This window comes from Nonomuraea sp. NPDC002799 (genome assembly GCF_053592075.1).
In genome coordinates this window covers 13382-40079 of record NZ_JBSFVA010000054.1, presented here as the reverse complement: position 1 = coordinate 40079, position 26698 = coordinate 13382, and the positions used below count along the sequence as shown (strand labels likewise).

The following is a 26698-nucleotide window of genomic DNA, read 5'->3' as shown; positions in this document are numbered from 1 at the left end:
AAGGAAGCCCGCCATGTCCGGCGAGACCACTATCACGATCATCGGCAACCTGACCAACGACCCTGAACTCCGCTTCACCCAGACCGGTACGGCCGTCGCCACCTTCACCATCGCCTCAAGCCCGCGCGCCTACAACAAGCAGCTTGAGCAGTGGGAAGACGGCGAGCCCCTGTTCATGCGCTGCTCGGCTTGGCGCGACCTCGGCGAGCACATCTGCGAGTCCCTCACCCGAGGCACCCGCGTCATCGCCTCCGGACAGCTCCGGATGCGCACCTACGAGGCCAGCGAGGGCGAACACCGCACCGTCTTCGAGATGACCGTGGACGAGATCGGCCCGTCCCTGCGCTTCGCCACCGCCAAGCCCACCAGAGCGGCCCGCAAGGCCCCTACCAGCCACAACAGCAGCCCGCCCGACACGTGGGCCACCACCGCCCCAACGGGCGACAAGCCGCCGTTCTAGCCCCGTCGACGCAACACCGGGATACGGCCTCGGCGACCAGCCGCCAAGCACAACCGCCGAGGCCACCCACCCCGATCACGAGAAAGGCACTGCCAGCATGGCACCCACCAGCACCCGTTCCCACCGCCACACCCGGACGACCGCACCACGCCCGCACCTGGAAGACCTCAACCACCTCGGCCGGGGCCGGTTCACGCTCGACGCGCACACTGCCACCCCATTGGACGCACTCACGCACGTGCCTGCCGAGGGCTACCACCTCCGGCTCCTTGGGGCTAAGGAGGCGTCCAATGGGGTGGCCTGACCTGACCCGCGCCGCTCTCGAGGCCGCAGCCCGTGGCTGGTGTGTCTTCCCGCTCACCCCGCGCGGCAAGAAGCCGTTGCGCGGCTTCACCGACTGGGAGCGCCACGCCACCACCGACACCGACCGCATCGCCGCCTTCTGGCCACGCCAGCCGTACAACGTCGGCATCGCCTGCGGCCCGTCTCGCCTGGTCGTGATTGACCTCGACCAGCCCAAGCCCGGCGAGCGCCCGCCCGCCGGCCTCGCCCAGCATCACCCGCAGAACGGAGAGCATGTCTTCCGCCTGCTGTGCGCCGAGCATGACCAGCCGTACCCCGACGACACTTTCACCGTCTGCACACGGCGCGGCGGCACCCATCTCTACTTCACCGCACCCGAGGGCCTACGGCTACGCAACAGCGCAGGCCACAAGGGCGGGCTCGGCTGGCTGATCGACACCCGAGCCTGCGGCGGCTACATCGTCGGCCCTGGCAGCCACGTCACCCAGCCGGACGGCACCGGCCCGTACGAGATCACCCGCGACCTACCACTCGCACCGCTCCCGGCCTGGCTCGCCAACGCACTCGCACCTGCCGCACCGCCCTCGGTAAGCGCCGCCGATCTGCTGGCCAGCCTGCCCAGCCACCGCCTGAACCGGTACGGCGAGGCCGCGCTACGCGGCGAGATCGAACGCGTGGCCACTGCCCAGCGCGGCACCCGCAACCGCACGCTCAACACCGCCGCCTTCAACCTCGGCCAACTCGTCACACGCGGCGTGCTGCCCGCCGCGGTGGTCACCACCGCCCTCCAATCCGCCGCCGAGAACGCCAACGCCGAAGGCGACCCGAACCCGCCACGCGAGATCGCCGCCGTCATCGCCGCGGGCCTGGCCGCAGGCATGAAAGCCCAGCCACGCCGTTGCAAGGCCGCATGAACACCACCCAAGGAGCACCAGCCATGAACGACCGCACACCGAACGGCGCCGCCCTGCTCGATCGACTACGCGCCGCGCTTACCCGCTACGTCATCCTGCCCAGCCCCGAGACCGCCGACGCCGTCACCCTGTGGATCGCCGCCACCCACGCACAGCCCGCATGGGCACACGCGCCCCGCCTGGTCATCCGAGGCCCGGAGAAACGTTGCGGCAAGTCCCGACTCCTGGACGTGGTGGAGGCCACCTGCCACGAACCGTTCATCACCGTCAACTCCTCCAGCGCCGCCGTCTACCGCTCCATCACCGAAGACCCACCGACCATGCTCGTGGACGAGGCCGACACCATCTTCGGCCCCAAAGCCGACGGCAACGAAGACCTCCGCGGCCTGCTCAACGCCGGACACCAGCGCAACCGCCCGGCCAAGCGCTACGACGCCGCCACCAACCGCGTCGAAAGCATCCCGACCTTCTCCATGGCCGCACTCGCCGGCATCGGAGCCATGCCCGACACCATCGAAGACCGCGCCGTCGTCATCCGCATGCGCCGCCGCGCCCCCGGCGAGAACGCCGCCCCCTACCGCCACCGCCGAGACCGGCCCGCGCTACGTGACCTCGCGGCCGACTTGAACCTGTGGCTCCGCGCTGACCTGTCCACTTTGGAAGAGGCAGAACCCAGCATGCCGGTAGAAGACCGCGCCGCCGACACCTGGGAACCGCTCGTCATCGTTGCCGATCACGCGGGGGAGACCTGGCCGGATCGCGCCCGCGCCGCCACATTGACGCTCACCGCCGAAGCCGACGACAACGGCCAGACCTCGGCTCGAGTACGCCTGCTCGCTGCCTGCCGCACCGCGTTCGGCCCCGACACCGCCCTACCCACCGCCGTCCTGCTGGAGCGGCTCAAAAGCGACCCCGAGAGCGAATGGGCCGACCACGGCCCGGCCGGACTGACCGCAATGAAGCTCGGCACCATGCTGCGCGAGTACGACATCCGCTCAGCCAACATCCGCTTCCCCAACGGCATGCAGGCCAAGGGCTACCAGCGCGCCGACTTCGCCGACTCCTGGGCGCGCTACTGCCCGACCCTCGGACCCATCCCAGAGGCCGATGTGGTGCCGATCGACAGGGAGGCCCGTCCCAGCCGTCCCAGCCTCATCACCGCAGGTCAAAGCGGGACGGCTCCCATCGCCGGGACGGCATGACCCGTCCCACCAAAACAAGCCGTCCCAGGCTTGACCTGCGGAAATAACCCTGGGACGGCTGGGACGGCTCCCCCTCCACAACCAGCCGCGAGAACCCTCAGCGACCGGCCGCCAAGCACAACCGCCGAGGCATCACCCAGCACCGAATCACATGCCGGAAGGAACGCGCCTCATGGCCACCATCACCCGCCTCCGCGCGATGCTCACCGTCCCGGAGGTCTGCGCCGAACTCCAGATTTCCCGGTCCACCTTCTATGACTGGCGACAGAAGGGCCGTGCCCCGCGCTGCGTCACCTTGCCGAACGGCTCACTCCGCATCCGCCTCGCCGACCTCGACAACTGGCTCAACTCCCGAGAGGACGCCGCCTGATGAAGAACACCACCTACGACGTGCGCTTCTACAAGACCGAGATCCGCAAGAACACATCAGGCAAGGTCACGTCCTACCGCGTCCGCTGGTCCACCGCCGGAAAGGAATGGAAGAAGACCTTCCAGAAAAGCGCCCAGGCAGACGCCTACCGCAGCAGCCTCGTCACCGCCGCCCGCGAAGGCGAAGCGTTCGACCTAATCACGGGCGAGCCCGCGAGGTGGGGGCGTACTCAGCAACCGGAAATGACCTGGTACGAGTTCGCCTGCAAGTTCGCCGATTTCAAGTGGAAGGCGGCCTCGGCGAAATACCGGCAAGACATAGCCCGCGCGCTCACCGCCGCCACACCAGCCATGCTCACCAGCAACAAAGGCAAGCCCAGTGACCTCGCGCTCCGCACCGCCATGCGCCGATGGGCGTTCAACACCAAACAGCGTGCCGAGGCTTCCGAGGAGACCGCTCAGGTACTTGCCTGGCTCGCCAAAAACACCTTGTCCGTTTCCGCACTCACAGAGCCCGCCACGCTGCGCGCCGTTCTCGACGTCGCCAACACCCGGTTGGATGGCACGCCCGCCGCCACAAGCACGATCCGCAGGAACAAGACCATCCTGCAGAACGCCCTGGACTACGCCATAGAGCTGGAACTCCTCACCACCAACCCGATCAAGTCGCTGAAATGGAAGCCGCCCAAGGTCACGTACGAGGTGGACAAGCGCAGCGTGATCAACCACGCACAGGCGCGCCACCTGCTCGCCGAGGTCGGAAAGCAGCAGCCGAGCGGGCAGCGACTGGTGGCGTTCTTCGCGGTGATGTACTACACCGCTCTACGCCCCGAGGAAGCCGTCAACCTCAGAGGGGACAACGTGCTCATCCCCGATCTCATCAGAAACGGGGAGACCGGTGAGACGGAAGAACCCGCCGACGATTGGGGAGAACTACATCTTGCCAACGCCGCGCCGTTCGCTGGCCGGGAATGGACCGACGACGGCAGTCTGCGCGAGGAACGCGCGCTCAAGCACCGCGCCAAAGGCCAGACACGGACGATCCCGTGTCCGCCCGCCCTTTCCAAGCTCCTCCGCGCCCATCTCGCCGAGTTCGACACCGGCCCCGAAGGACGGCTCTTCACCGGCGTGCGAGGAGGAGAACTGCCGAGCATCACCTACTGCCGAGCCTGGCGTAGAGCCCGCGAGAACGCCCTGACGCCGCGAGAGACACGCTCGCCGCTGGCCAAGCGCGTCTACGATCTCCGCCACGCCTGCGTCTCCACCTGGCTCAACGCAGGCGTCCCCGCCACCCAAGTAGCCGAGTGGGCAGGCCACAGCGTCGAAGTCCTGCTCAGGATCTACGCTAAGTGCATCGTCGGCCAGGACGAGGCCGCCAAGCGACGCATTGCCGAGGCGCTTAAGGACGACGAGCCATGACCGGTCCACACACGGAAGCGTGGGCAACCGTGTGCGCACACCTCGACGCGAATGACCCAACCGCATTAGCAGCTCGGGGCTTGATTGTCTCTGGGCGTTCAGCGAGGACCAACACGGATGGCAGGACATCCTGGAACCGGGTGGTACGGCGCGGAATGCAACCCAAACTGCAACACATGACAATCTTCGTACGCACCAGTGACCATCCATCCTGGCGAGAGTGTGGGAGATCAGCCCCGAAACGCACAGTCGAGATCGGAGCGAGATCCCGTCGTACGACTACCTGCCCCCTACTTGCGCCAACTCCTATGGCGCTGACGAGAATTCTGTCGGACCTCTGTGGGAGCGTTGATGCAGAGGCGTCACATGTGTTGACGCCCGTCGTTTCGAGTTCGAGGAGGTTCGAGGATGACCGAGAAGCAAACCGTCCGGCTAACTGAAGGCCAACGGCCTGTGACCAGCGTGGTTGGCGGTCAGCGGCCGGTAGAGATGACGGTTCAACAGGTCGGAGGCGAGACTCACGGTCAGCGGCCAGTCACGACGGTTACGGTACAGACGCCTCCGCCTCCGCCGCAGGTGCCGGACAAGTAGCAGACGGAGATGGCGGCGGGTATGTGACGAACATCGTAACGATCCTTCGGGCGGAGATACAGACGGCGGATGCCGAATGAGTTTTAGTCTCGTCGCTCGTCGCCCCGCGGTGCCTGATCGGGGCCAGCAATATCAGGTCCCGATCAGGAGCATCCTCTGAGAGGGAATTGAAGGAAGACAAGAGCCCGTCGATATAGGAACCGTCCTCCAAAGTGCAACCGACGTAGATATGAGAAGCCTGCGGAGGAATCTTTCGGTTCGGGTAGTCCTCAAAGAGAGTCCACCAGGCCGAAGAGGTGGAGGGGTGAGGAAAAGGTCCCGCGACCCAACGCAGCGGACGCCGCGCTCGAAGCTTGGGCAACGCGAGCGCGAACGCCACCACGGTTGCGAGGAGCAATAATCCTAGGAACCACATCGTCAAGAGCCCCGGTCGGGCCTCGAAGTACTTCTGAGGTTCCTTGATCAGTCGGTCGACATCGAGCACCCATGACCAAAAGGGCCAGGTCGCTATCAACACACTGAGCTCTGTAAAAACGCTGATAGCAACCACTGAAGCCGTTTCGCGAAGGGCGGTTAGCTTCCGCTCGACCCCGAACCGCTCTCGGCTGACCGTGTAGACGAAGCCGGGAAGCAGCAGCACTACGAAGAGCAGCAAACCGGACAGGGATGTGGGCATGAAGCACCTCCACGCGTAAGCTATCCCTCCGCTGCGCTTTGCTATACTAGTATCCATCTTTTGGCCGACTCCGCTGGCGCACGAAGGTGCAGCGCATGAGAGCTCCCTGCACCTGTCGCTGTTCACGAGACTGTTCAGACGTCTCCAAGGGAAGCATCGGTATCCGATGGACCAGGGCTGAGGAACGATGCCCTGGACCACCGATCGCCCCCCGTCACCTACGGCGGCCAGCCACGGGAGGGCGATCGTGAGGGTGGTATTGGTGCGGAGGGTTCGCTGTACTGGACGAACCCAGACCTCGGCGAGCGTGCAATGTCGGTGCGGTCCTATATCGTCAAATCGCTATCTAGATGAAGGACACCCCATGCTCTACCGACTCCGACCCATAGCGACCCTGGAATGGCTCGATCTCCCTGGCCCATATGCCTTAGAAGCTGCAGCTAAGCACGGCGCCGACCTCGACCAGCTGACTTGGCGACCCACTGAGAGTCGCACCTTCAGCAACGACCTTCTGCTTATCGCACTCAGGCACGGCGTAGCAACGAAGTCCGGCATCCTGCTCGACGCTCGCCACACTGTCGATTTGGGCCACGCCGACGAGGTCCGCCTCGGGCAACAAGCGCTTGACGAGAGCCAGAGTCAGCTGCACGCCTCTCATGGCAAGCTTATGGAGAAACTGATGCCAGGATCGACTGCGATAAATGAAGACCTCGCCGACCGCATCCGCGTGACTAGCGAACGAGCGGCTCGGGATGCCGACGAGGAACTCGCCGAAGTCCTCGCGGCTCCTATAAGGCCGGAACTCGCGCAGCACTGGGCTGACCTGGGCGGGGTGCCGCCTAAGTGAGCGGCCATGGTGACCAGCTGTCCCTACAAGGGGTTACTCGACTGAAACCCTACTTCCGCTGTGGGATATCCGCTGTTATACGGCGGTGCGGGGCTGAGGTCGGCGCATTCGATGGGTGCGGCGGGCCGGAGCTCGATGCCTGGCCCGGTGTCCCGCCGCTGTCCGGGATCGGCCCCCAGGCCGCACGCCCGGACGGCCGGCGGGCGAAGGGCCGAGGGTCCGGCCGTGTGCCGCGCCGCCGCTTGATCCTCACAAGAACGATTCAGCAGGTATCGCATACGCCTGCCATTGAGCAGGAAACTGGTTTGGGGCAGACGTTGGCCAGGGCCGACCCAACTCCCGTCCATCAGTTCTAAGCCCCCACAGACTGCTTCGTGAGCACGAGGACCGCACGGCACACGGAGTGACACTGATGCACCCAGGGCGCGAGGTGAGCACATCGTCGCTCATGAGCCGGCCGAGCGATGCATCGCCGAGATCCTCAAGGACGGCCCCGGCTGGACGAAACCGCGCAGGGTGTCGTGGGCAAGCATTGGGCGTGGACGCCCGCAAACGATCAGTGAGAGCCGTAGACGGCCGGACATGCGAAGAGAGCCTCTGTGTCCCATCATCGCAGGTCAGGGGCTCTCTTGTGCTGGTCCAGAGAAGCGCGCCCTGCAGGATTCGAACCTGCGACCGTCGGATTAGAAGCAAGATCCTTTAGTACCGCACAGTGCCGTTGGGGGGCAGTTCGTGCCGCCTTCGCGCGCTTTGCGTGTCCGGCAGTGCCGCGTCCTGACGGCGCGTGACGGGGCGTACGAGCACGTACCGAGCACCGCAACATCCGGGACGACGGCCACCACGACGTTACTACCGCCGGACCGTACGCCCCGCAACGCTAGTGACGCTACAGATCGTTGGTGCCAGCGCCACGGATGCCCCACCGCCCGATAACCCGCAGTCCAAGGTCACTGGCTGGACCGCAGCCGATGAAAGACAGGAGTAAGGCCCAGAACGCACGCCAAGTTCGGATGGCACCCCTTCAACGCGCACGTGACGCACCGGCTGCGCTTTCGCTTTACCATGGTCCAGCAGAGGCGTGGGCGCCTCTTGAGGAGATTGCTCACTAAACGGACTCTGCGCCTGATTCGATTTTCTTTCTCGCCTTTGGGGCCTATGGGATTGGAGTACACAGCGCGGTGTACCTCAAGAGCTTCTCGATCCGCGGATTTCGCTCTCTTCTGGACGTATCGGACATTCCGGTCAGCAAGCCCACGATCCTGGCGGGCCACAACGACGGCGGGAAGAGTGCCGTGCTGGCTGCTCTGGCATTTCTCCTCGGCGAGTACACGCTGGAAGACGACGATCGAACGTACCTGCTGCCCCAGGCCGGGCACACGGCCGTTACAGCTCTTGAAGGGTGTCAAAACTCGGCCCAAGGCCCTGACCTGCCTCTTCATGACTGCATCCGTTGGTCAGCCAGCGCGCTGATACTCGTTGATCAGCCCGCCGAGAACGTGACGCCGCTCGATCCGGCCCAGCGGCAGCGGGATCACGTCGGAGCCATCATTGATGGGAGCTCGGAGGGCGAGGGAGCGGTGCGGCCGGTAACGATTGTAATGATCGGCGTATTCGTTCAGCACGGTGCGAAGGTGCCGTTCGCCGAAGATCAGCAGTCGGTCGGTGCACTCTGTGCGTGCGGTGCGGACCCATCGCTCGGCGAACGCGTTCGCGCGAGGCGACCGCGGCGGGATCTTCAGCACTTGAATGCCGTCGCCTGCGAAGACCTCATCGAAGCTGCTGGTGAACTTCGTGTCCCGATCCCGAATCAGGAACCGGAACGCGCCGGCCCGGCCCTTCAGATCTGCGAGAAGATTACGGGCTTGCTGGGCAACCCAAGCGCCATCAGGGTGCGCGGTCACGCCGAGCACGTACACGAACCGGGTGCCGACCTCCACCACGAAGAAGACGTACAACCGGCGCAGCGTGACGGTGTCCACCGTGAAGAAATCACACGCCAGCGTGCTTGCGGCGTGGGCGCGGACGAAATCACGCCAGCGGTCATCGCCCCGTCGCGGCGCCGGACCCAAGCGCCCCCGTTTCAAGATGCGGCGGATCGTCGCACCGCTAACCTGATGGCCCAGATGCCGCAGCTCGCCACGGACACGCTCGTAACCCCAACGAGGATTCTCCCGCGCCAGCCTCTGGATCAACGCCACGACCGCCGAATCGGTCGCAGGCCGTCCCATCCTCCGGTGTGGGTAGGTCCAGTGGCGTGCGATCAGACGCCGGTGCCAGCGCAGCAACGTCCCTGGCGTCACCAGTCGGTGAGCACGCAGCACCGCCGGCAGTCCCCTGGCCAGCGCGGACAGAACCGCTCGATCCGCCCATGACAGCCTTGGACGGGACACCTGACGGCGCAGCACGGCGACCTCGTGCCGCAGGACGAGGATCTCCATGTTCTTGGAGGCGTCGCTACGGGGCAGCAGCGTCAGCCAGCCCACGATGCGGCAGAAGAACATGTAGAAGAAACGGAGCGTCACGAGCCTCGAGCATGCCCGACCCAGGCCACTGCTCCGACCAGGAAACCGAGAGCAACCCGCAGTTCAGGACCGTGAACGGAGTATTGACACCCTTCACGTCAAGGGGGCCGAGTTCGACGACGTCGTGGTCGTGATCGACGACAAGGCGTGGACCATGTACAGCCTGAACGAGATGCTGACTGATCCTTCCGGCGCTAAGGATCGCATTGTCCGTACGAAGAATCTTTTCTACGTTTCATGCTCCCGCGCTAGAAACCGCCTCGCCATCGTTCTCCTGAGTGACCTGTCCCCAGCGGCAGAACGCACTGCGCGTACCTGGTTTGCCGGAGGACTCGTCCATTCCTGACCGGGACAGGAGGCCAACGAGGAGCGCGAGGCTACATCACCCACCGAGGCGCCGCACAACATGTCAGTTGCTGCAGGAGGTTAGCCACCGCCGTCTGGGAACGCGACCTGCGGCACGCCCTACGAGAGCACGAATGGTTCTACAACCGGTGGGGCTCAATAACCCAAATCACTGCCGCTCCCGAGCCCTTCGACCGGCGGGTGGAACGCAAAGAGACGCCTAATGGCTGGGGCCGGGCCACCTGGGATCAGGTTTTGTGATCTTGTCTATGGTGTACGCCACCACCCGGTGCCTGCTGTCCTTTGCCCGCGCTTTTGCTATGCCGCGACGTCTCCAAAGGCGGAACTACTGGTGCTAACCATTGGATCATGGCCCCATCAAATAAGTCACGCAGGATCGGCTGCTTCGCCGTCAGGGCTCGTAACCAAGGCTAGATTGTGATGCCTTTTCGAAGGGTCAAACTGACCTCAATGGTGGCTGGTCCAACCCGCCATTGAGCAGCACATCCCGGACGAACTCGGCCGCGTTGCGCGCAGCGATCTCGTGCCAATCGTCATTCTTGCACATCCCCCAGTCGCAGATGGCCTTCACCACGATCCAGTCCACCTTCTCCTTGGCCGCGGCAGCGTAGACGCCAATTCCCTCCATCTCGCCACCGATCGCGTCCGGATTCGCGTTGATGAGGCTTTGACGTGCTGTCGGCGAGTTGAGCAACAGGCTCCCGGAGAGCATCACGCCGTAGTGAACTCGCGGGCCATCCTTCGCCAACCTGGCGCTCTGGCACCGGTCGAGCAGCGTTACCGACGGGGCGACACGCTCACCTCTGCTTATCTCGATCTCTGTCCCCCACGTGGGCTCGATGATCTTTTTGTGATCGATGCCTCGCAGTTGAGTACACACCAGGATGTCTCCGAGCTGTTGCTCGCCTTCGCGCAGGCCATAGCAAATTCCGGTGAGCAGGAGATAGTCAGGCCCCAACTGATCGATCAGCGACTTGGCGGTCAGCTGAGCGCCTCCCGGATCCACGGCCGCCGGCCGCGTCTGCGCCAGCAGGACCCGGGAACGGCTTACCACGCCGAGTTCGAAAACGGTGTGGTGCTCCAGGTGGCGGCGCAGCGGCTCTACTCCCGTGACGCGGGTGACGGACCGGATGACGGCGTCGCGTTCCTCGTTGGTGGCGACCATGATCAGGACCGACGACGTTCCCAGCACCGGTTCCATCCTCCTCCGGAAGTTGTCGACCCGTTCCTTTCGTGCCGCAGACGTCCGCCATCCCACAACCAGCACAAGTAGCACGACCACGATCGCCATGACCGCGTTGAGCCATCCCAAAACCCATGCCTTCGAGGTCAGTGGAGCGAGGTCGGGTGGAGTGACAAAGATCGTGCGCCAGGCCAGCCAGCGCAGCGCCGACTCGTAGGTCGCGGGCCGGCCGGCGCAGTCGAGGAGACACTCGTCGCGCTCCCAGCCGGCCAGTACATAAGCCTCGATCAAGAACACGAGCCCAGCCCCCATCAGAACGAGAAGCCCATCGAAACCGGACATGGCGATCTTGCGTCCTCGGGCATCCGTTCGTGACCCCGTCGCCAAGAACGTCACCCCATCGGGGTCCTCGCCGATCGACTTCCGCATGACGTCTCGCATCGCATACGTCGTCGCCCCGTCCAGCAGACAGAGCAGTGGTTCGTTGACCTCGACCATCCGCGGGCGCACCCTCAGGTCTTCGACGGCGCCCATCATCTGGGCGCGAACCAGTCCTCGCAACCGCTCGGTGATCTCGCCGAGCAGGCCGTGCGCCAGAGCAGGGTCAGCGCAATGACACAGCGACATCGACCAGTGCTGAAATCTCAACTCTTCGGCCACCGACCAATCCCGGCGGTCACGCACGGATAATCCCAAGATCCATCTGACGGTCGTGGTCCAGACTGCCGCGGTTCCCAGCACGCAGACGTGCAACAATACGGCCATAACCAGTACCAACGCGGCCCACAGCGCGGGATCCCAGCGGGACGCGCCTCCCAGGAGGGCCAACGCCGCTGCCAGCATCAACAGCACGGCCGGAGGGAGCAGGAACAGCACCAGATCCCAGCGCTTGTCGAGCAGACGTAGCAGCGGGATACCGGGCCTGTCTGCGAGCCGGGAGTTGTGAGGAGACTCCAGTACCGCGAAAGCCTCTGGGCTCTGCCAGACGAGTCGGCCGTCGCGCGCCGCCACGTACAGGATGATCGCCACGGGCGCGCGCGATCTGAGCACCCCAAAAATCCCCCTTGGCCGGATCACGTCGGCCACGTCCCGGCAGCGCTCGGCGCGGCGCACGGCCGTGGCCGCCTCACGCGCGGCCCAGAACGAGATGTAGAGCCGATCCGAGCCAGCCGTTCCCCGCGGGTGGGTCTCCGGCGGAAGTTCAGAGGGCACACGTCCACCCTGACGTATCCAGGCACGCCCGTCACGGCCATGTCTGGACCGTGTCCTGAAGAAGGTCTTTCGGGGCAGATTGTCAAGCGGTGATGCCAGCCGGTCAGCCGCCATGATCCACATTACAAACGCTGGTGCAGGCGGGGCCACTGGTCTCCCAGATGCTGGTGAAGATACGGAGCGCGAATCCGTAGAGCAGCCCCGGTGGCCGCGCGACCAGGCACGGCGAGTTGCGGCCGTGTTCGGTGTCGCCATACAGGGTGATGTAGGCGACCTCGTCGGTCAGGATGATGCGATACAGGTTCGGCATGTCGTAGAAGCGCAGTTCGACGACGTCCAGGTGCTGCGCGGCCTCGCGCACGTACTCGGCGTTGTTGCGCACCTGTTCGAGCAGCATGCCGGATCGGAACCCCCGGTCGAAACGCCGCAGTGAGTCCTCTCGCCTGACCAGCCAGGAACCCGGCCGGGGGTCGGGCAGCAGCACCCGGACCGCGTCGAGGGGCCGTACCGCGCCCGACCAGATGGGCGCGAAGGTGTCTCGGGTGAGCTCGTTACCGCGCCCGGTGAGCACGCCGACCCACCGCGCCCTGGCGAGGTCGGCGGCCAGTTCGTCCGCCGCACTCCGCTGCCGACGGTGCAGTTTGCGCACCCCCAGCCCGGTGTAATAAGAGAGCAGGGCGACGGCCCAGTCGCGGGCACGCGCAGAGAGAACCCACCCCACCGCGACGGAGAGCGCCGTCGCCGCCATCGAACTGACCATACCCAAGGTGAAGTCGTTCATCGCTCGGTCTCAACGTAAGGAAGCAGGCGACGCAGGACCTGGGCGGCGTGCCAGGCCGCGACCCGCTGAGGTGCGTCGGACTTGTTCCGGTCGGCGCGATCAGAGATGCCGCGCACCACCATCCACCGATGCTGCCGACGGGAGGTGGCGGAGCGCTCGTGGCAGGCCTGCCCGAGCCCGCCCGCCTCCATGTCCACGGCGAGGATCTTGTCGTTGAACGAGGCCAGGAACGCGATCTCGGCGGCGTCCTCATCTGCGATGACTGCTTCCCCCGATCCGATGGGACCTGCATGCACGGCCAGCGAGCGTGAAGTCCCCTCGGGATCAGCGATCGTCAGGCGGCGAGGCGGATCGAGATCGGTGAGGAAGGCGTTGACCGCGTGCCCGACCGCCGCAGGCACTGGCCGGGTCTGACCGCGGCGCGGGGTGCCGGAGGGCGTGACCTTGCGCAAGTCGTAATAGACCATCTCGGTGGCCAGGATCACGTCGCCGATGGCCACCGACTCGTGGAGCCCTCCACCGATGCCCGCCAGCACAGTGATCTCGGGGTCGAAAACGCCGACCAGGTTGGCGTAGGCAGCCATGGCAGAGCGTTGCCCCTGTTCCAGCGCCATGGTGGCGGCCACCGACACCCCATTCACGACCGCCCGGTAGAACGTCAGATCTCCGACGCGTTCACTGCGCAAGCCAAGGGCGAGCCGCATGGCCTGGGTCTCGAGCGGGAGGATGGTGATCACCCCCACCTGGGCGCGCTCCGCAGCACGGTCACGCGGCACCGCCGCGTCCCGCAGCACCTTGGCGTTGCTGCCCACCGCCGAGTCGCGCACGGTCATGGTGCCGCCGTAGTTCAGAATGCCGTCGACGTGCTGCTGGCTCACGATCGCTCACCATCCCCATGGTCGTTGGGCTCCTGTTGCTGATTGGACCGGTACTGGTTGGTCCGGGAGGCGTTCTGGCCGATGGCCGAGTCACGGATTTCCATCCGGCCCATGTTGAGTACAGTCGCGCTGATGATCGTCTGTGCCCGCTTCTTGAAGTCGGAGGTGTCCACACCGTGCGCCTCCAGGAACTTCTCCGTCGCCCATAAGAGCCGCTGTTCGATGATCTTCATCAGGCCGAGGATCTCGGCGCGGTCGTGCTCGGCGTCATGCCACGGGGTGGCGCGATCCTCGCGCACTCGGTGCGCCGTCCCGACGGCCGAACCCCTGTGCGGCAGAACCGTCCAGTCGACGCGCGCCAGCAACCAGCCCAGGAGCAGTCGCGGTACACCGGCGATTCGCCTCATGGCGAGGATCTCGTCCGGCAGGCTCAGGACCGCTTTGAGGCCCTCCCTCACCACGGATGCCCATCCTCGCTCGCCGTAGTGATCGAGGATCTCGTAGTCTCGAGGGAGCCGGGTCAGGGCGCAGGCCGCGAAGTCCAGGCAGAGCGTCCTGGCCTTGATCGTGACGCGGACGAACACCGTGACGACCACCTCTCCGGTCGGCGAGGTGGAGATCTCCAGGAAGTGGTGGAAGAGGCCGTATGGAGTGTTAATGATCTTCCTGCGCTCCTCCGGGTCGAGCGGGCGGCGTAGGCGGTCCCGGTCGTTGGACAGGACCATCTCCTCGACGTAGATGCGATCCCCGATGCTGAGGCCCGGCAGCGAGGTCGGCTCGCCTCCGCCCCCGACCTCCTCAACAGCCTGGTGCAGGACGTCAACCAGCTCGTCCGGATCGAAGTCGCGCACCTTGTCCGCGTTCTTCGGCGCGTCCGGCTTCGGAAGCAGGGGCACTGTCAGCGGAGGTAACCACTTGTGCACGAGTTCTCCCGCTCCGACGAAGATGTCCTGCCGATCTTCGAAGTAGCCAGTCAGACGGGGTGGAATGTCGTCCTCGTCCTTGCCCTCGTCGTCTTCCTCGCTCTCCGTCACAGGCCGACGGTAGATCGCGTACTCGGACTCCTGCTGCTCACGAATGCGTTTCATACGCTGGCTCGTCCGTCCGATTCCCAGCGAATCGGACACCCACATGCGGTTGGCAACCAGCCGCCGACCTGCGGCGCCGGTGAAAACGAACAAGGCCAGCGCGGCAACAAGCAACACGGCCATGCGAAGCACGCTCCCGACAGGCTGATACTGCAGCACCGCCGCGAAAAGGGGGACAACGATGAGTGCGATACAAGCCATGGCCAGCAACTTCACCTCACGTCGTAGTTCCTCCAGCCCGCGCTTGTGCCGGCGGTACCGACTGCGGTGCAGGAAGCCATCGATTGCCTCCAGCGCCCGCCGTCGTCCGACCGCGGGGAGCGTACGAGCCAGGCGCCGCAGAGCCAGCCAGAGCAGCAGGATGCACACCACCGTGAGAGCCAGCGCGGGTAGGGCCAGCCATGCCCCGACGAACACCGACAGAAATCCGAGCCGCTCGCAGACCTCCAGCATCAGCGCGCGCTTGGCGTGCCCGACCACGGGCACCAGGTCGAAGCCGTACGAAGGCGCGACCCGGTGCGCGGGATCGAGCAGCACCCGCCAGGTCACCGAGTCACGAAAGTCACGGTCGAAGTAGACGCCGGCACACAGTTGCCGGGTGGCCTTTCCCTGCGGATAAGCGGGTTGCCGACCAGGTGAATGCACATCGTTGGTCATGTCGCCCCTGCCTCGGAAACGAGTTTAGGTAGCTATGACCTTAAGTCCAGCAGATATAAGGTCAGCATGACCTAAAGGAGAGAGTCTTGTCACGCGATCACCAAGCGGGAGTTGACGTCACTGTCGACCTAGTGATCCTCACCATCCGGGACAGCGAACTACATGTTCTTCTCATCGAACGCGGAAATGAACCGTTCAGGGGCTGCCAGGCTCTCCCCGGCGGCTTTCTACGGCCAGCCGAAACCCTGGAAAACGCTGCCCGGCGCGAGCTGAAGGAGGAGACGGGCCTGGACACGGCCTTGCTGCACCTCGAACAGCTCCGCGCCTACAGCGAACCGAACCGCGACCCCCGCGGTCGCGTGATCACCGTGGCCTTCCTGGCTCTCGGCCCCGATCTGCCCATCCCCGAGGCCGGTACAGACGCCTCTGACGCTGTGTGGGAGCCGGTGCCGTCGATCTTGGCCGAGCCTGGCCTGCTGCCCTTCGACCACCTGACCATCCTGCGCGACGCATTGGAGCGAGCCCGGTCGCAACTGGAGTACACAACGGTGGCCACCGCGTTCTGCCCCGAACCGTTTACCATCTCCGACCTGCGCAAGGTCTACGAGACCGTATGGGGGCTCAAGCTCGACCCGAGCAACTTCCGCCGCAAAGTCACCCGCGCCGACCGGTTTCTGGAAGCCACAGGGGAACGGCGGCTCACAGAGCCGGGCCGTCCCGCCCCCCTCTACCGCTGCGGCCCTGCCCACCTTCTGCACCCGCCACTGCTGCGCGAGGGGCACCTTGCCCGCCTCCACACGACCACACCTGCCCTCCGCTAAGGGCGTGACCCGCCGACCATCTCCCCCACCGCCTCCTCCCTGCCGCCGATCCACCTGCACGGCCCCAGACACGATGCATGGGCGTGCCGCCGTTTCAGATCGGCAGGCGCAGAAATCGGTCGTCGCCTTGAACGGCCCGGGGCGTGCAGCTCGGGCATCCGGGAGTGGTTCAACTATTCGATGCGGCGAAGGTCCATGCCGTCGGATCCGTCCCACCAGTTGTTCGCGGCTGCTCGACGGGATCGCTCTGCCAACTCGCCGGTCAGCCCGGTGCGTTCAATGCACCATTCGACCCACTGAGGCAGCAGATCGAGGGTGGCCTCGGCGTACTTCTTGATGTATCCGTCTGCAACGAGGATCACGGTGTGCTCGATCCGATGCGGAGAGCAGGCATAGTAACTGGGCCCGGAAAGGCGGGACCAGGTATCGGCGAGCGTGGCGATGTCCTCTCGTTCAGGCGTGTGGCCGTCTCGATCGCGTAGCCAGGCGGCGAACTCGTCGATGATCCGGTTGAGGTCCTGCTCGGGCTTGGGCTCGCGAGCGACGGTGAACGACTCGCAGAGGGCTCTGGCTCGCTGGCGCAGGCGGAAATGCTCAGCGATGAGCTGTTGCGACTCGTTGCCGACCAGCAGGGCGCCCAGGAGGTCAGAACGGCACAGCGGATCCAGCAGGTCGCGGGCGGTGGCCTGGTCGCATGGAGCCGGTTCGGTGGAGGTGGGCGCCGCGTGCGCTCCCACGGCGGCTCGCCACTCGGCGAACGCATCCTCCGGGGAGGCGAAGACGCCTGCGTGCACGACCCGGTCTCCGGCGCAGCGGTCGATGTCCCAGCAGTACCAGTGCGGATCCTCCTCACCCCAGGCGAAGGGCGCCAGAAGCGCGTACCGCGAACCATACTCGTCGGCCAGCAGCAAGGGCTGTCCAGCCGGAGCGGCCCGGAGCATCTCACCCGGCCACCCGGGAGCGATACCGGCCTTGGCCAAGGCCGTCGCGGTGTCCTTGACAGCTTCGCGGACGGCAAGATCGGGGTCGCGGCGCAGCAGTTCCCCGCCGGACGGCCCGGTCATCGCGGCGATCCCGTGCAGCATCCGCCACAGGTCACCCACCGGCCCGCCGGTGCGCGCGGCGATCCGGATCTCGTCACGGACAAGGTCAGCCAGCGAGGCCAGGTACTGGCCCCAGTGGAAACCCATGGTCTCGCTCTGGGTACGCGCCCACATCTCCTCGCCGACCAGGTCGACGGCGGCGTTCTCCAGCCGCAGCGGTGAATGGGCGGGCAGGTCGGCGAGGCGCTCGACGATCGCACCCAGGGAGTCCGGCCACCACTGATCCCCAGCAGTCCTCAGCAGCGACTCGAACAGCACAGAACGAGCATCCGGCGAGGGCTGACGGGCGGCGAGTTGCAGCGCACGCTGAGCAGGATTGCCGCTGAATCCCCGCGTGGGGTTGGCCTTCGCCTTACGCTTCTTCGCCACGGCACCCGATCCTACGGCGCCTCATACGCTGGGAAGGGCTCGTTCGCGCGGCGCGTGCGGCTGAGGCCCGTACTCTGAACGCTATGCGGGAGGAGTTGCGGGCGTTCACCGAGTGGGTGGGCGGGGGCAGGAAGCTGACCCAGACGGGGAACCTGACGCTGTCGGACGCGCGGGCGCTGGTGGCGCTGCTGCAAACCGGCGACGAGATAGACCCGAAAATCGGCGACCGGGTGTTCCGGACGAAGAGCAGCACCGAACTGCCCGAACTGAACCTGATCGTGGAATGGGCCAAGGCGGCCGGGCTGGTCCGGGTGGTCAAGGGGCGACTGCTGCCGGTGAAGAAGGCGGCACCGCTGCTGAAGGATCCGGAGCGGCTGTGGGAGGCGGCGTTCACGGCGCTGGAGAAGGTGGGCGAGGCGCTCTTCCCCAGGAACTACTGGTACGCGTCGCTGGTCGGCGAGGAGTTCGCGCTCATCTGGCCGGCGCTGCTGCGCAGGTTGTACGGCGGGCCGGTGCCCATCGCGGATCTGCGGGAGCTGGCGTGGGAGATCGCGTCGCCGTACTACGAGATGCACGACCCGCAAGCGCAACGGCGGATGACCGGCCACGACATCGACCGACTGCTGACCGTCCTGGTCCGACTCGGCGCGGTGGAACTCACGGAGGAGACGGCGATTCTGACGCCGGTGGCGGTGAACGCCGTACGGCGCAGCCGGGGTGAGGCCGCACCAGGAGAGCCCATCTACCAGATCCGGGTGACGCTCCAGGAAAGTGCGGATCCGGTGATCTGGCGACGCCTGCTCATCTCACCCGGGATCACGATCGACAGGCTGCACCACATCCTGGTCGCGGCCATGGGCTGGGAAGACTGTCATCTCCACCTGTTCACAGCGGGCGGTGTCCTGTACGGCAAACCGTCAGCCGAGTGGGATCTGAACGTTGTGGACGAGAGAAGGACCTCGCTAACGGAGGTGCTGCCGCAGGTCGGGGCAGCCATCGAATACGAATACGACCTGGGCGACAGCTGGCGGCACGACATCGTGCTGGAGGAGATTCTCACCGCGGAGGAAGGAGTCCGTTATCCGGTGCTGGTGGACGGAATGGGCGCTTGCCCGCCAGAGGACGTCGGCGGCGTTGGAGGCTACGCATACTTCCGTCTCGTGTTGGCCAATCCCGAGCACGACGAGCACGACGACTATGTCCGCTGGGCCGGTCTGGAGATCGCGCAGGAGTTCGACCCGGCCCGGTTTGCCGTTGCAGCCGCACGCCGAGCGCTGGCCTCGGGTAGATGATCAGATGCGCCTTGCACGTCAACGGCCCCTGCTCTTTCCTCCAGTCGTCACTCATCACGGCAGGGCCGACCGCCTCATCCCGGAGCATCCCTGTACTCCGAACACATGCCTCGAGGTCGTCCCCGTTCGAATGCGCGCCCTAGAAGCTAGGCGCGTGCTGGGGGCAGATCGTAGCGACTGATGGCCAGATACGTCTCCGGCGTCGCCGCTTCGAGGAGCCCCTCATCGCTTTCCAGTTCGAGTTCTGGCTCCTGGGGACGGCGCAGCAGATTACTCCAGTCTCTTGTCGCTCCTCGCTCGTAGGCGTCGCGGAGCCGGGGGCGGAGCCGAGGGCGGGCTTCCTCCTGTTGCTCGCGGAAGATTCGCCGCTGGGTGAGTCGCTGTTGTTCCTGAGCGTCGTCGCTGAGTTCCTGGTCATCGGCCGACTGGTCCTCGGCGCGCAGCCCCGGAGTGCTCTGGGCGATGGCGAGGTCTTCCTCGTGGAGGCGCTCGCAGGCGGCGTACAGCTTCCGGGACATGCCGAGGTGAACTTCGGTACCTGGGATGCGGCAGGTGAGGAAGTCATCGAGGCCCATGGAACGGATTCTGGTGCGCAGGGTGTGCCGCTCGGTGTAAGGCGCTACTCCGCGGGCTGCGGCCCGCATGTCGCGGGTGAGGTCGTCGCCTTCCAAGGGCGTGGTTAGCCCGGAGCGCCGACGACGGGACGCGCGGTCGGCGGGAACGAGCACGGTGCGTAGCCGGGCGGCGGGAGCGGAGCGCAGCGCCAGATAGGCGAGCATTTGGGCGCGGGCCGCGCCGATGAGCGCGTCGTCGCTGTCGCCGAGCCGGTCTTCGAGATTACCCGGGCCGACCCCTGACTCGTCGCCGATGTCAAATCCGGCCGGGGTGAACGGCGGCCGCCCGGGGTGCAGGTCATGGTCGATGGTGAGGAAGAGGTCGTCTCCGGGCCGCACGGACGCTCCAACCAGGACGGTACGGTGGGCGTACAAGCCGAGGATCTTGCTGCCGACGGCCAGTTGCGCCCACCCCTTGCGGAGCGTGCTGAGGCCCACGTCGCCGCCCTTGGCCTCGATCAGCCAGTACAGGCCCTCTGCCTGATGCTGCCCCCATAGGTCGGGCAGCGTCAGCTTCGGATTCTTGAACGTGTCGCGCAGAGCGTTGATCGGGCCACCAAGTTCGAGGTGCTCCGTCTGACCGAGGCCCAGCAGTGAGCGGCAGGCCCACTCGGCCATCGTCATACCCAGCCGGTAGGAGGCTGCGTTCTTCGCGCTGCGCTCGGTGTTGTATGCGTACACCGGGTTCAGGGTCAGGCGCCGGCCCTTGGCGCCCTGCACGGAATGCGTGCCAAGATAGGCGTACAGCGGGGAAACCCGGGCGACAAGCTCCCCGTGTGCATACCGCGGCTGATTCTGCAAGTGCGGGGTGACGTCGCGGCCCACCTCAACGGCGGCCTTGATGATCTCCCGCCAGGTGGTGGTCGAGACGTACCAGCCGTCGGTCGCCGGGAACCCGCCCGACCCCGCCCACGGCTTGAGCTTGGCCGTCCGCCACTGCCTCCTGGGCTTCCTCGCAGGCCGGTCACGAAAAAGGACCGGTACGTCGAAGCTGTCGGCGTAGGTAAGCGGTGGCTCGTCGGGGACGGGTGCGGGGATCATGTGGAGCACTCTGGCACGCCCGGATCGCCTCCGGCACCGGATATGAGGCCGACCGATTCCCAGTGAGAGCCATTCGGTTGGCCTGGGAACGGATGTGAGGCTCAAGGACTCGGGTACATCAATCAAAGCCTGCCGTCCGATCGGCGCATCGCCCTCGCTTCGGGGCATCGCCCTGCTCACTCGGCTGGTCTCCCACCGCCTGGCCGCCGCTCAACACCCGGCGCGACGAGCCGCGCTTTATCTTGCTCAGGCGAGCTGCCCACGCAACGCCGACCAGCACCAGAACGCTTCGAAGCTGTCTAGCAGGCCGTCGACCTGTACGGCGAGCTGACCCGACTCAACCTGAGCTTTCCCCCCGCACTCCGGACACTTGTCTCGAGGCCATCCCCGATCGAGTGCGAGCCCTAGCTGGCGCGGCTGCCGTCGCACACTGTGGGGGTGGAGGTGGGACCGATGGCAAAGACTCGTGTGCAGGTCAACAGGCGATGCGGATGCGTGGACACGGCGACGGGACGTCAGCGAGGGGTGGCGTGTCCGCGTCTGCCGGTGGATGACGATCACGGCAGCTGGTATTTCGCGGTGCAGGTACGCGGCCTGGACGGGCAGCGGCAGCGTATCCGCCAGGGTGGTTACGCCGATCCCGAGGAAGCGCAGGCGGCAGGCCGGGCTTTGGCCACTGCCGACCGCGACGGCACAGGAGCCGGATGCACCGTCGGTGAGTGGCTGGCACGCTGGCTGGCCACCAAGGACGCTCTGCGTCCGTCAACCCGGCAGGGCTACGCCACGCATATCCGCCTCTACCTCGTCCCGCAGCTGGGACGGATCCTGCTCCACCAACTCAGCTCGCGCGACGTCAACGGACTGCTCGCGACGCTCGCGTCCCGTCCCTCGCCGACCGGCCGCCGACTATCGTCCGCGACCGTGGTACGGATCCACGCCACCTTGCGGACCGCGCTGAACGCCGCGGTGCGCGCCCGGCTGATCCCGGTCAACCCGGCCAACGGCGCCGAACTGCCCCATCCCCGGCGACCACATCCGGTCGTCTGGACCGCCGGGCGGACCGCCCGCTGGCAGCAAACCGGAGAACGTCCAGCAGTAGCAGTCTGGACCGAACAACAGCTCGCGGCCTTCCTGGCCGGCGTCGCGCAGGACCGCCTGTACGCCGCCTGGTGGCTGGCCGCGCTGCGCGGGCTGCGCCGCGGTGAGCTGGCCGGGCTGCGCTGGACGGACGTCGACCTGCAGGCCGCGGAGCTGACGGTGACGCAGCAGCGGGTGCATGCCGACGGCCGGGTCGTGGCCGGGCCGCCGAAGAGCGCCGCCAACTGCCGGGTGGTCGCCCTGGACGCGGAGACCGTGCGGGTGCTGACCCGGCACCGCGAGCGGCAGGAGAAGCTGAGCGCGGCGGCGGGCACCCGCTGGCAGGACTCGGGCTACGTGTTCACCACCGCGGACGGCGCGCCGCTGCGGCCGGACTACCTCACTGGCCGGTTCCGCCGGCTGGTGGCCGCCTCCGGGCAACCGCCGGTCCGGCTGCACGACCTGCGCCATGGTGCCGCCACCCTGGCGCTGGCCGCGCGCACCGATCTGAAGGTGGTACAGGCCATGCTCGGGCACGCCAGCATCGTGCTCACCGCCGACACCTACGTCTCGGTGCTGCCGGAGGTGGCCCACCACGCCGCCCGGGAGACGGCCCGGCTGGTGCTCGCCGCCGCGTCCGCGCTGGGGCGGCCGCTCGGCGGCTGACTCAGCTTTGCCTCATATCTGCCCCATGCCGCACCAGAGCGCCGACGCGGCTTGGGCTTCCGCTGGTGGAGAAGCGCGCCCTGCAGGATTCGAACCTGCGACCGTCGGATTAGAAGTGCCGCGCAGCGCCGTTTGGTGGCAGTTCGTGACGCCTTCGCGCGCTTTGTGTGTCCGGAAGTGCCGGGTCCTGACGGCGCGTGACGGGGCGTACGAGCACGCACCGAGCACGGCCCGGAACTATCCGCGATCACCCGGCGACCACAACAGGCCATCGTCTCCAGTTGAGTCTCTGCGAGAGAGACAGCCTCGGCAACAGCCTTCACGCACCACTCAAGCCCTGGGCTACCGAGTCGCCCTGGAACCCATCGCCTGACGAGCCGACCCCGACGAAACCGGCTCGGCGGCGTCCTCCACGAGTACTCACATGCGGCTTGAACTGCACGGATGGAGTTTTCGGCAGGCGCAGTCACCTACCGCGAAAACGTCTCCCGGGTCCGCACCCCAGATCATGGCCGGCCTGCGTAACCTGGCCATCGGCCTGGCCCGCCTCATCGGCTGGACCAAAGGTTCAGTTGCTGAATTGTCTAATCCCACTTGATGCTTGACGTTACTGAATTGACGTTACTGAATCTGCTGCCGAATTTCGGCATAAGGACCGAGGGCGGCGCTACGCGGCCCTGCCCCCCGGCCGCACGCTGCGCGTGCGGCCGTGCTCGGGCCGCATTAGGCGTCGCAATCAGTGCTGCCAAGAGTAAATTGACCAGCTATGCCGGTGAATGAGAGTTGACCGTCAGCGCGAACGTGTAGAAGCCCGAAGCTCCGCAAGCCGCTATAAGACCCCCCGCTTGCCAGTACACATCGTTTATCGTGGCACTGGAACGTAGAACTGCAGCGCAGTTACCGTTGCAGTTGAGGTGCCAGATCCGCACTGTCCCGTCGCTTGAGCCGGTGGCTAGCCAGGTGCCGTCCGGGGCGATGGCCACTGCGTTTACTGCGTCGGTGTGGCCGGCCAGAATAGCGCGCTCGCTACCGTCCACATTCCACAGGCGCACCGTCCCGTCGCTTGAGCCGGTGGCTAGCCAGGTGCCATCCGGGGCAATGGCCACGGCTTTTACTGCGTCGGTGTGGCCGGTTAGAATGGCGCGCTCGCTACCGTCCAGGTTCCACAGGCGCACCGTCTCGTCGTATGAAGCGGTGGCTAGCCAAGTCCCATCGGGCGCAATCGCCACCCCGTACACCACTTCGGTGTGGCCGGTTAGAATAGCGCGCTCGCTACCGTCCACATTCCACAGGCGCACCGTCTCGTCGTATGAAGCGGTGGCTAGCCAAGTCCCATCCGGCGCAATCGCCACCCCGTACACCTCATCGCTGTGACCGGTGAGAATAGCGCGCTCGCTACCGTCCACATTCCACAGGCGCACCGTCTGGTCGAATGATGTTGTGGCCAGCCAGGTTCCATCCGTGGCGATGGCCACTGCGTACACTGCGCCGGTGTGGCCGGTTAGAATGGCGCGCTCGCTACCGTCCAGGTTCCACAGGCGCACCGTCTCGTCGTATGAAGCGGTGGCTAGCCAAGTCCCATCTGGCGCAATCGCTACCCCGTACACCTCTTCGGTATGACAAGCCCAAATGGCATGCTTGCTATGGTCCACGTTCCACAGCCGCACTGTCCGATCGTCGGATGTGGTGGCCAGCCAGGTCCCGTCCGGCGCAATCACCACGTCGAACACCTCCCCAGTGTGGCCGGTCAGGACGGCACGCTCGCTACCGTCGGACTCCCACAGCCGCACCGTCCGATCGCCGGAGGCGGAGGCGGAGGCCAGCCAGGTGCCGTCCGGCGCAATCGCCACCCCGTACACCTCCCCAGTGTGGCCGGTCAGGACGGCGCGCTCGCTGCCGTCCACATTCCACAGACGCACCGTCCGATCAGCGGAGGCGCTAGCCAGCCAGGTCCCGTCCGGCGCAATCGCCACCCCGTACACCACTCCGGTATGGCCGGTCAGGACGGCGCGCTCGCTGCCGTCCACATTCCACAGACGCACCGTCCGATCAGCGGAGGCGCTAGCCAGCCAGGTCCCGTTCGGTGCAATGGCCGCTGCGGTCACTCCGCCGGTGTGGCCGGTCAGGACGGTGCACTCGCTACCGTCCACACTCCACAAGCGCACCGTTTCGTCGAATGAAGCGGTGGCCAGCCAGGTCCCGTCCGGCGCAATCACCACGTCGAACACCTCTCCAGTGTGGCCGGTCAGGACGGCGCGCTCGCTACCGTCCAGGTTCCACAGACGCACCGTCCGATCAGCGGAGGCGCTAGCCAGCCAGGTCCCGTCCGGCGCAATCGCCACCTGCTGCACCTCTCCGGTATGGCCTGCCAGGACGGCGCGCTCGCTACCGTCCAGGTTCCACAGACGCACCGTCCGATCAGCGGAGGCGCTAGCCAGCCAGGTCCCGCCCGGCGCAATCGCCACCTGCTGCACCTCTCCGGTATGGCCTGCCAGTGTACGGACCGGGGCCGAGTCACGGCTCTCCGGCATCAGCAATTTCGGAAGCAGCACCGGACCGGTCGCCGGCAAAAGACGCTCGATCTGACTGCGGAGATGCGGCAACGCACTGAGATGCGTCAGGCGGTTACCCTCACTCAACTCCTTGGTCTCCAGGCCACCCAGCAGGTATCCGACCTGGGCGATCAAGCGGCAAATTTCCACCGCCTCTGCTGAAGTCGAGTGCTTCAGATCTGCCTCCAACGCTAACGGACCCGCATACTCCAGCCTGGCCAAGATCCAGTAGATATCGGTCACCAGCCGATCAAGCTCCGGACGGCAGTCCTCCTCGGTCAGATGGTAGGCGAGCTGATCCCAGAGGAAATGCCCCGGCGACAGCCGCCACCACTCCGACCTCTCCGTAGCCGGTACTAGCGAACGCGCCTCACTGATCAGCGACCGATTGGCCTCCACCAACCGATTCGGATCCACAGCCAGTTCGGACCTAGCAAACGACCGCACCACGTCATGCAGCGCCACCACCCGATGCCTGCCGCCCACCCACCGCAATGTCAGCAGCGACAACCCCGCCAGGTCCTCACACAACCTCTGCGACTGCTCCACGGACAGACCTGCGGTCCCCCGCCACAGCAAGGCCACCATCTCCAGCGGGACATCAACATCCTCGCCGAAGATCCCCAGCTCCAGGAACCGCCCGCGCATCTCCGGGGCCAGCGCCTCCACGCTGTAATTGATGGTCGCCTTCACCGCCGTCTCCCGTTGACCGCTGTCGGCGATGTCAAGCGCCGAGGGCCCCGCCCTGCGCAGCCGGGCAACAGCCTGCTCCGCCGCGGCGTCCACCTGCGCGTTGCGGCTCACGTCTTCCACCAGTCGGGCGTTGACCAATGCCAGCAGCAGCGGCCATCCCCCCGTCACCTCCAGCAGACGACGCCGCACATCCGCGCGCATGAGTGGCAGATCACGCCCCAGCAACCGTGAAGCCACCGCGGGCGCCATAGCATCCACTTCCACCTTGGTCACCCCGACAGGCAGCGTCCGCGGCCGACGCGTCGTGACCAGCAGCCGAGAACGCCGCGCCACCACCAGGAACGGCTCCAGTTGGGCGCTGGTCCATACATCATCAACGACCAGCAGCATCCGTCTCCGCTCGGCCATCAACTCAGCGAGATGATGCGCCAACTGCCCAGCATCCGTCATCTGCGGAGACTCTCCCGACAACGTCTCACACAGACTACGGATCAACTCCGCACCCTCGGCCGCGGCCCGATCCCGGCCGATCGTCGCCCACACAATCCCGTCCGAAAAGAACCGGCGCACCCGCCGATCATGACAGGCGGCTACCGCCAGCGACGTCTTCCCGAACCCGCCGGCCCCCCACAGTACGGTCGTCACCCCCACCGTGCCACCAGCAGCGCTTGTCAACGCCTGCACCGTGGCATCCAACTCATCCCGGGCAACCCACGCCGAAGGCATGGCCGGCACCTGGAACAACCTCCCCCGTACCCGACGCTCAGCCAGCCAGGGGGCGAGCCACGTCAACCACACCGCCGCAAACGTCACCACAACCAGACCGGTGATCCAGGCCATCTGGAAGTCCGTGATCTCATCGGGGAGATAGTCACTAACCACGTTGACCGGTAACCCCACCCCGATGGTGAGCACGACCAGAGCCCCGGTCGCTACTCCGGCAGCGCGTTTCCTCCTACGAGCCATATCCACCTCAACGATGGCGGCCCTGCCCGGCCAGCA

Annotated in this window: 18 protein-coding genes; 9 read left to right on the top strand and 9 right to left on the bottom strand. The window is 66.1% G+C overall.

Features of this window, described 5'->3' with window-relative positions:
- Positions 1-13: 13 nt before the first annotated feature.
- From ACWD0F_RS47695 to ACWD0F_RS47675, 5 genes are all read left to right on the top strand, one after another.
- Positions 14-460, top strand: coding sequence for a single-stranded DNA-binding protein (locus ACWD0F_RS47695; RefSeq protein ID WP_449889131.1), 447 nt, complete (start codon positions 14-16; stop codon positions 458-460).
- Positions 461-750: 290 nt separating this feature from the next.
- Positions 751-1677, top strand: coding sequence for a bifunctional DNA primase/polymerase (locus ACWD0F_RS47690; RefSeq protein ID WP_449889129.1), 927 nt, complete (start codon positions 751-753; stop codon positions 1675-1677).
- Positions 1678-1700: 23 nt separating this feature from the next.
- On the top strand, positions 1701-2879 hold the full coding sequence (locus tag ACWD0F_RS47685) for a DUF3631 domain-containing protein (protein ID WP_449889127.1): 1179 nt from the start codon (positions 1701-1703) through the stop codon (positions 2877-2879).
- Between the two features lie 172 nt (positions 2880-3051).
- Positions 3052-3249 (top strand): helix-turn-helix transcriptional regulator, encoded by a 198-nt coding sequence (locus tag ACWD0F_RS47680; protein ID WP_449889125.1) that lies wholly within the window; start codon positions 3052-3054, stop codon positions 3247-3249.
- A complete protein-coding gene (locus ACWD0F_RS47675) occupies positions 3249-4667 on the top strand; it encodes a tyrosine-type recombinase/integrase (protein ID WP_449889124.1) in 1419 nt (472 codons plus the stop codon). Before ACWD0F_RS47680 ends, ACWD0F_RS47675 begins: the two co-directional genes overlap by 1 nt.
- Positions 4668-5211: 544 nt before the next feature.
- Here ACWD0F_RS47675 and ACWD0F_RS47670 read toward each other — a convergent pair.
- Complete coding sequence (locus tag ACWD0F_RS47670; RefSeq protein ID WP_449889122.1) at positions 5212-5934, bottom strand: DUF6338 family protein; 723 nt, start codon at positions 5932-5934, stop codon at positions 5212-5214.
- A 364-nt stretch (positions 5935-6298) separates the two neighbouring features.
- Here ACWD0F_RS47670 and ACWD0F_RS47665 point away from each other — a divergent pair, with 364 nt between their 5' ends.
- The gene (locus ACWD0F_RS47665; protein ID WP_449889120.1) at positions 6299-6781 is read left to right on the top strand and encodes a hypothetical protein; all 483 of its coding nucleotides are present in this window, start codon (positions 6299-6301) and stop codon (positions 6779-6781) included.
- 1454 nt (positions 6782-8235) lie between these two features.
- On the opposite strand, the gene ACWD0F_RS47660 is transcribed toward ACWD0F_RS47665, so the two are convergent.
- The 5 genes from ACWD0F_RS47660 to ACWD0F_RS47640 form a co-directional block, all read right to left on the bottom strand.
- Positions 8236-9303, bottom strand: coding sequence for an integrase core domain-containing protein (locus ACWD0F_RS47660; RefSeq protein ID WP_449889118.1), 1068 nt, complete (start codon positions 9301-9303; stop codon positions 8236-8238).
- Between the two features lie 802 nt (positions 9304-10105).
- Entirely contained in the window at positions 10106-12064 is a 1959-nt protein-coding gene (locus tag ACWD0F_RS47655) for a 5'-methylthioadenosine/S-adenosylhomocysteine nucleosidase family protein (RefSeq protein WP_449889116.1), read from the bottom strand.
- A gap of 103 nt (positions 12065-12167) precedes the next feature.
- The gene (locus ACWD0F_RS47650; protein WP_449889115.1) at positions 12168-12812 is read right to left on the bottom strand and encodes a hypothetical protein; all 645 of its coding nucleotides are present in this window, start codon (positions 12810-12812) and stop codon (positions 12168-12170) included.
- Between the two features lie 29 nt (positions 12813-12841).
- Complete coding sequence (locus ACWD0F_RS47645; RefSeq protein ID WP_449889114.1) at positions 12842-13723, bottom strand: 5'-methylthioadenosine/S-adenosylhomocysteine nucleosidase family protein; 882 nt, start codon at positions 13721-13723, stop codon at positions 12842-12844.
- Complete coding sequence (locus ACWD0F_RS47640) at positions 13720-15468, bottom strand: hypothetical protein (RefSeq protein ID WP_449889113.1); 1749 nt, start codon at positions 15466-15468, stop codon at positions 13720-13722. Before ACWD0F_RS47640 ends, ACWD0F_RS47645 begins: the two co-directional genes overlap by 4 nt.
- 131 nt (positions 15469-15599) lie before the next feature.
- Here ACWD0F_RS47640 and ACWD0F_RS47635 point away from each other — a divergent pair, with 131 nt between their 5' ends.
- Positions 15600-16289, top strand: coding sequence for an NUDIX hydrolase (locus ACWD0F_RS47635; protein ID WP_449889112.1), 690 nt, complete (start codon positions 15600-15602; stop codon positions 16287-16289).
- A gap of 173 nt (positions 16290-16462) precedes the next feature.
- On the opposite strand, the gene ACWD0F_RS47630 is transcribed toward ACWD0F_RS47635, so the two are convergent.
- Positions 16463-17761 (bottom strand): hypothetical protein, encoded by a 1299-nt coding sequence (locus tag ACWD0F_RS47630; RefSeq protein WP_449889110.1) that lies wholly within the window; start codon positions 17759-17761, stop codon positions 16463-16465.
- An 83-nt stretch (positions 17762-17844) separates the two neighbouring features.
- Here ACWD0F_RS47630 and ACWD0F_RS47625 point away from each other — a divergent pair, with 83 nt between their 5' ends.
- Positions 17845-19053 (top strand): plasmid pRiA4b ORF-3 family protein, encoded by a 1209-nt coding sequence (locus tag ACWD0F_RS47625; protein ID WP_449889109.1) that lies wholly within the window; start codon positions 17845-17847, stop codon positions 19051-19053.
- A 146-nt stretch (positions 19054-19199) separates the two neighbouring features.
- On the opposite strand, the gene ACWD0F_RS47620 is transcribed toward ACWD0F_RS47625, so the two are convergent.
- Positions 19200-20708, bottom strand: a complete 1509-nt coding sequence (locus ACWD0F_RS47620) for a hypothetical protein (RefSeq protein ID WP_449889107.1) — start codon at positions 20706-20708, stop codon at positions 19200-19202.
- A 546-nt stretch (positions 20709-21254) separates the two neighbouring features.
- Here ACWD0F_RS47620 and ACWD0F_RS47615 point away from each other — a divergent pair.
- Positions 21255-22451 (top strand): tyrosine-type recombinase/integrase, encoded by a 1197-nt coding sequence (locus ACWD0F_RS47615; RefSeq protein ID WP_449889106.1) that lies wholly within the window; start codon positions 21255-21257, stop codon positions 22449-22451.
- Between the two features lie 764 nt (positions 22452-23215).
- Here the strand turns inward: ACWD0F_RS47615 and ACWD0F_RS47610 are convergent.
- The gene (locus tag ACWD0F_RS47610; protein WP_449889104.1) at positions 23216-26611 is read right to left on the bottom strand and encodes an NB-ARC domain-containing protein; all 3396 of its coding nucleotides are present in this window, start codon (positions 26609-26611) and stop codon (positions 23216-23218) included.
- Positions 26612-26698: the final 87 nt, after the last annotated feature.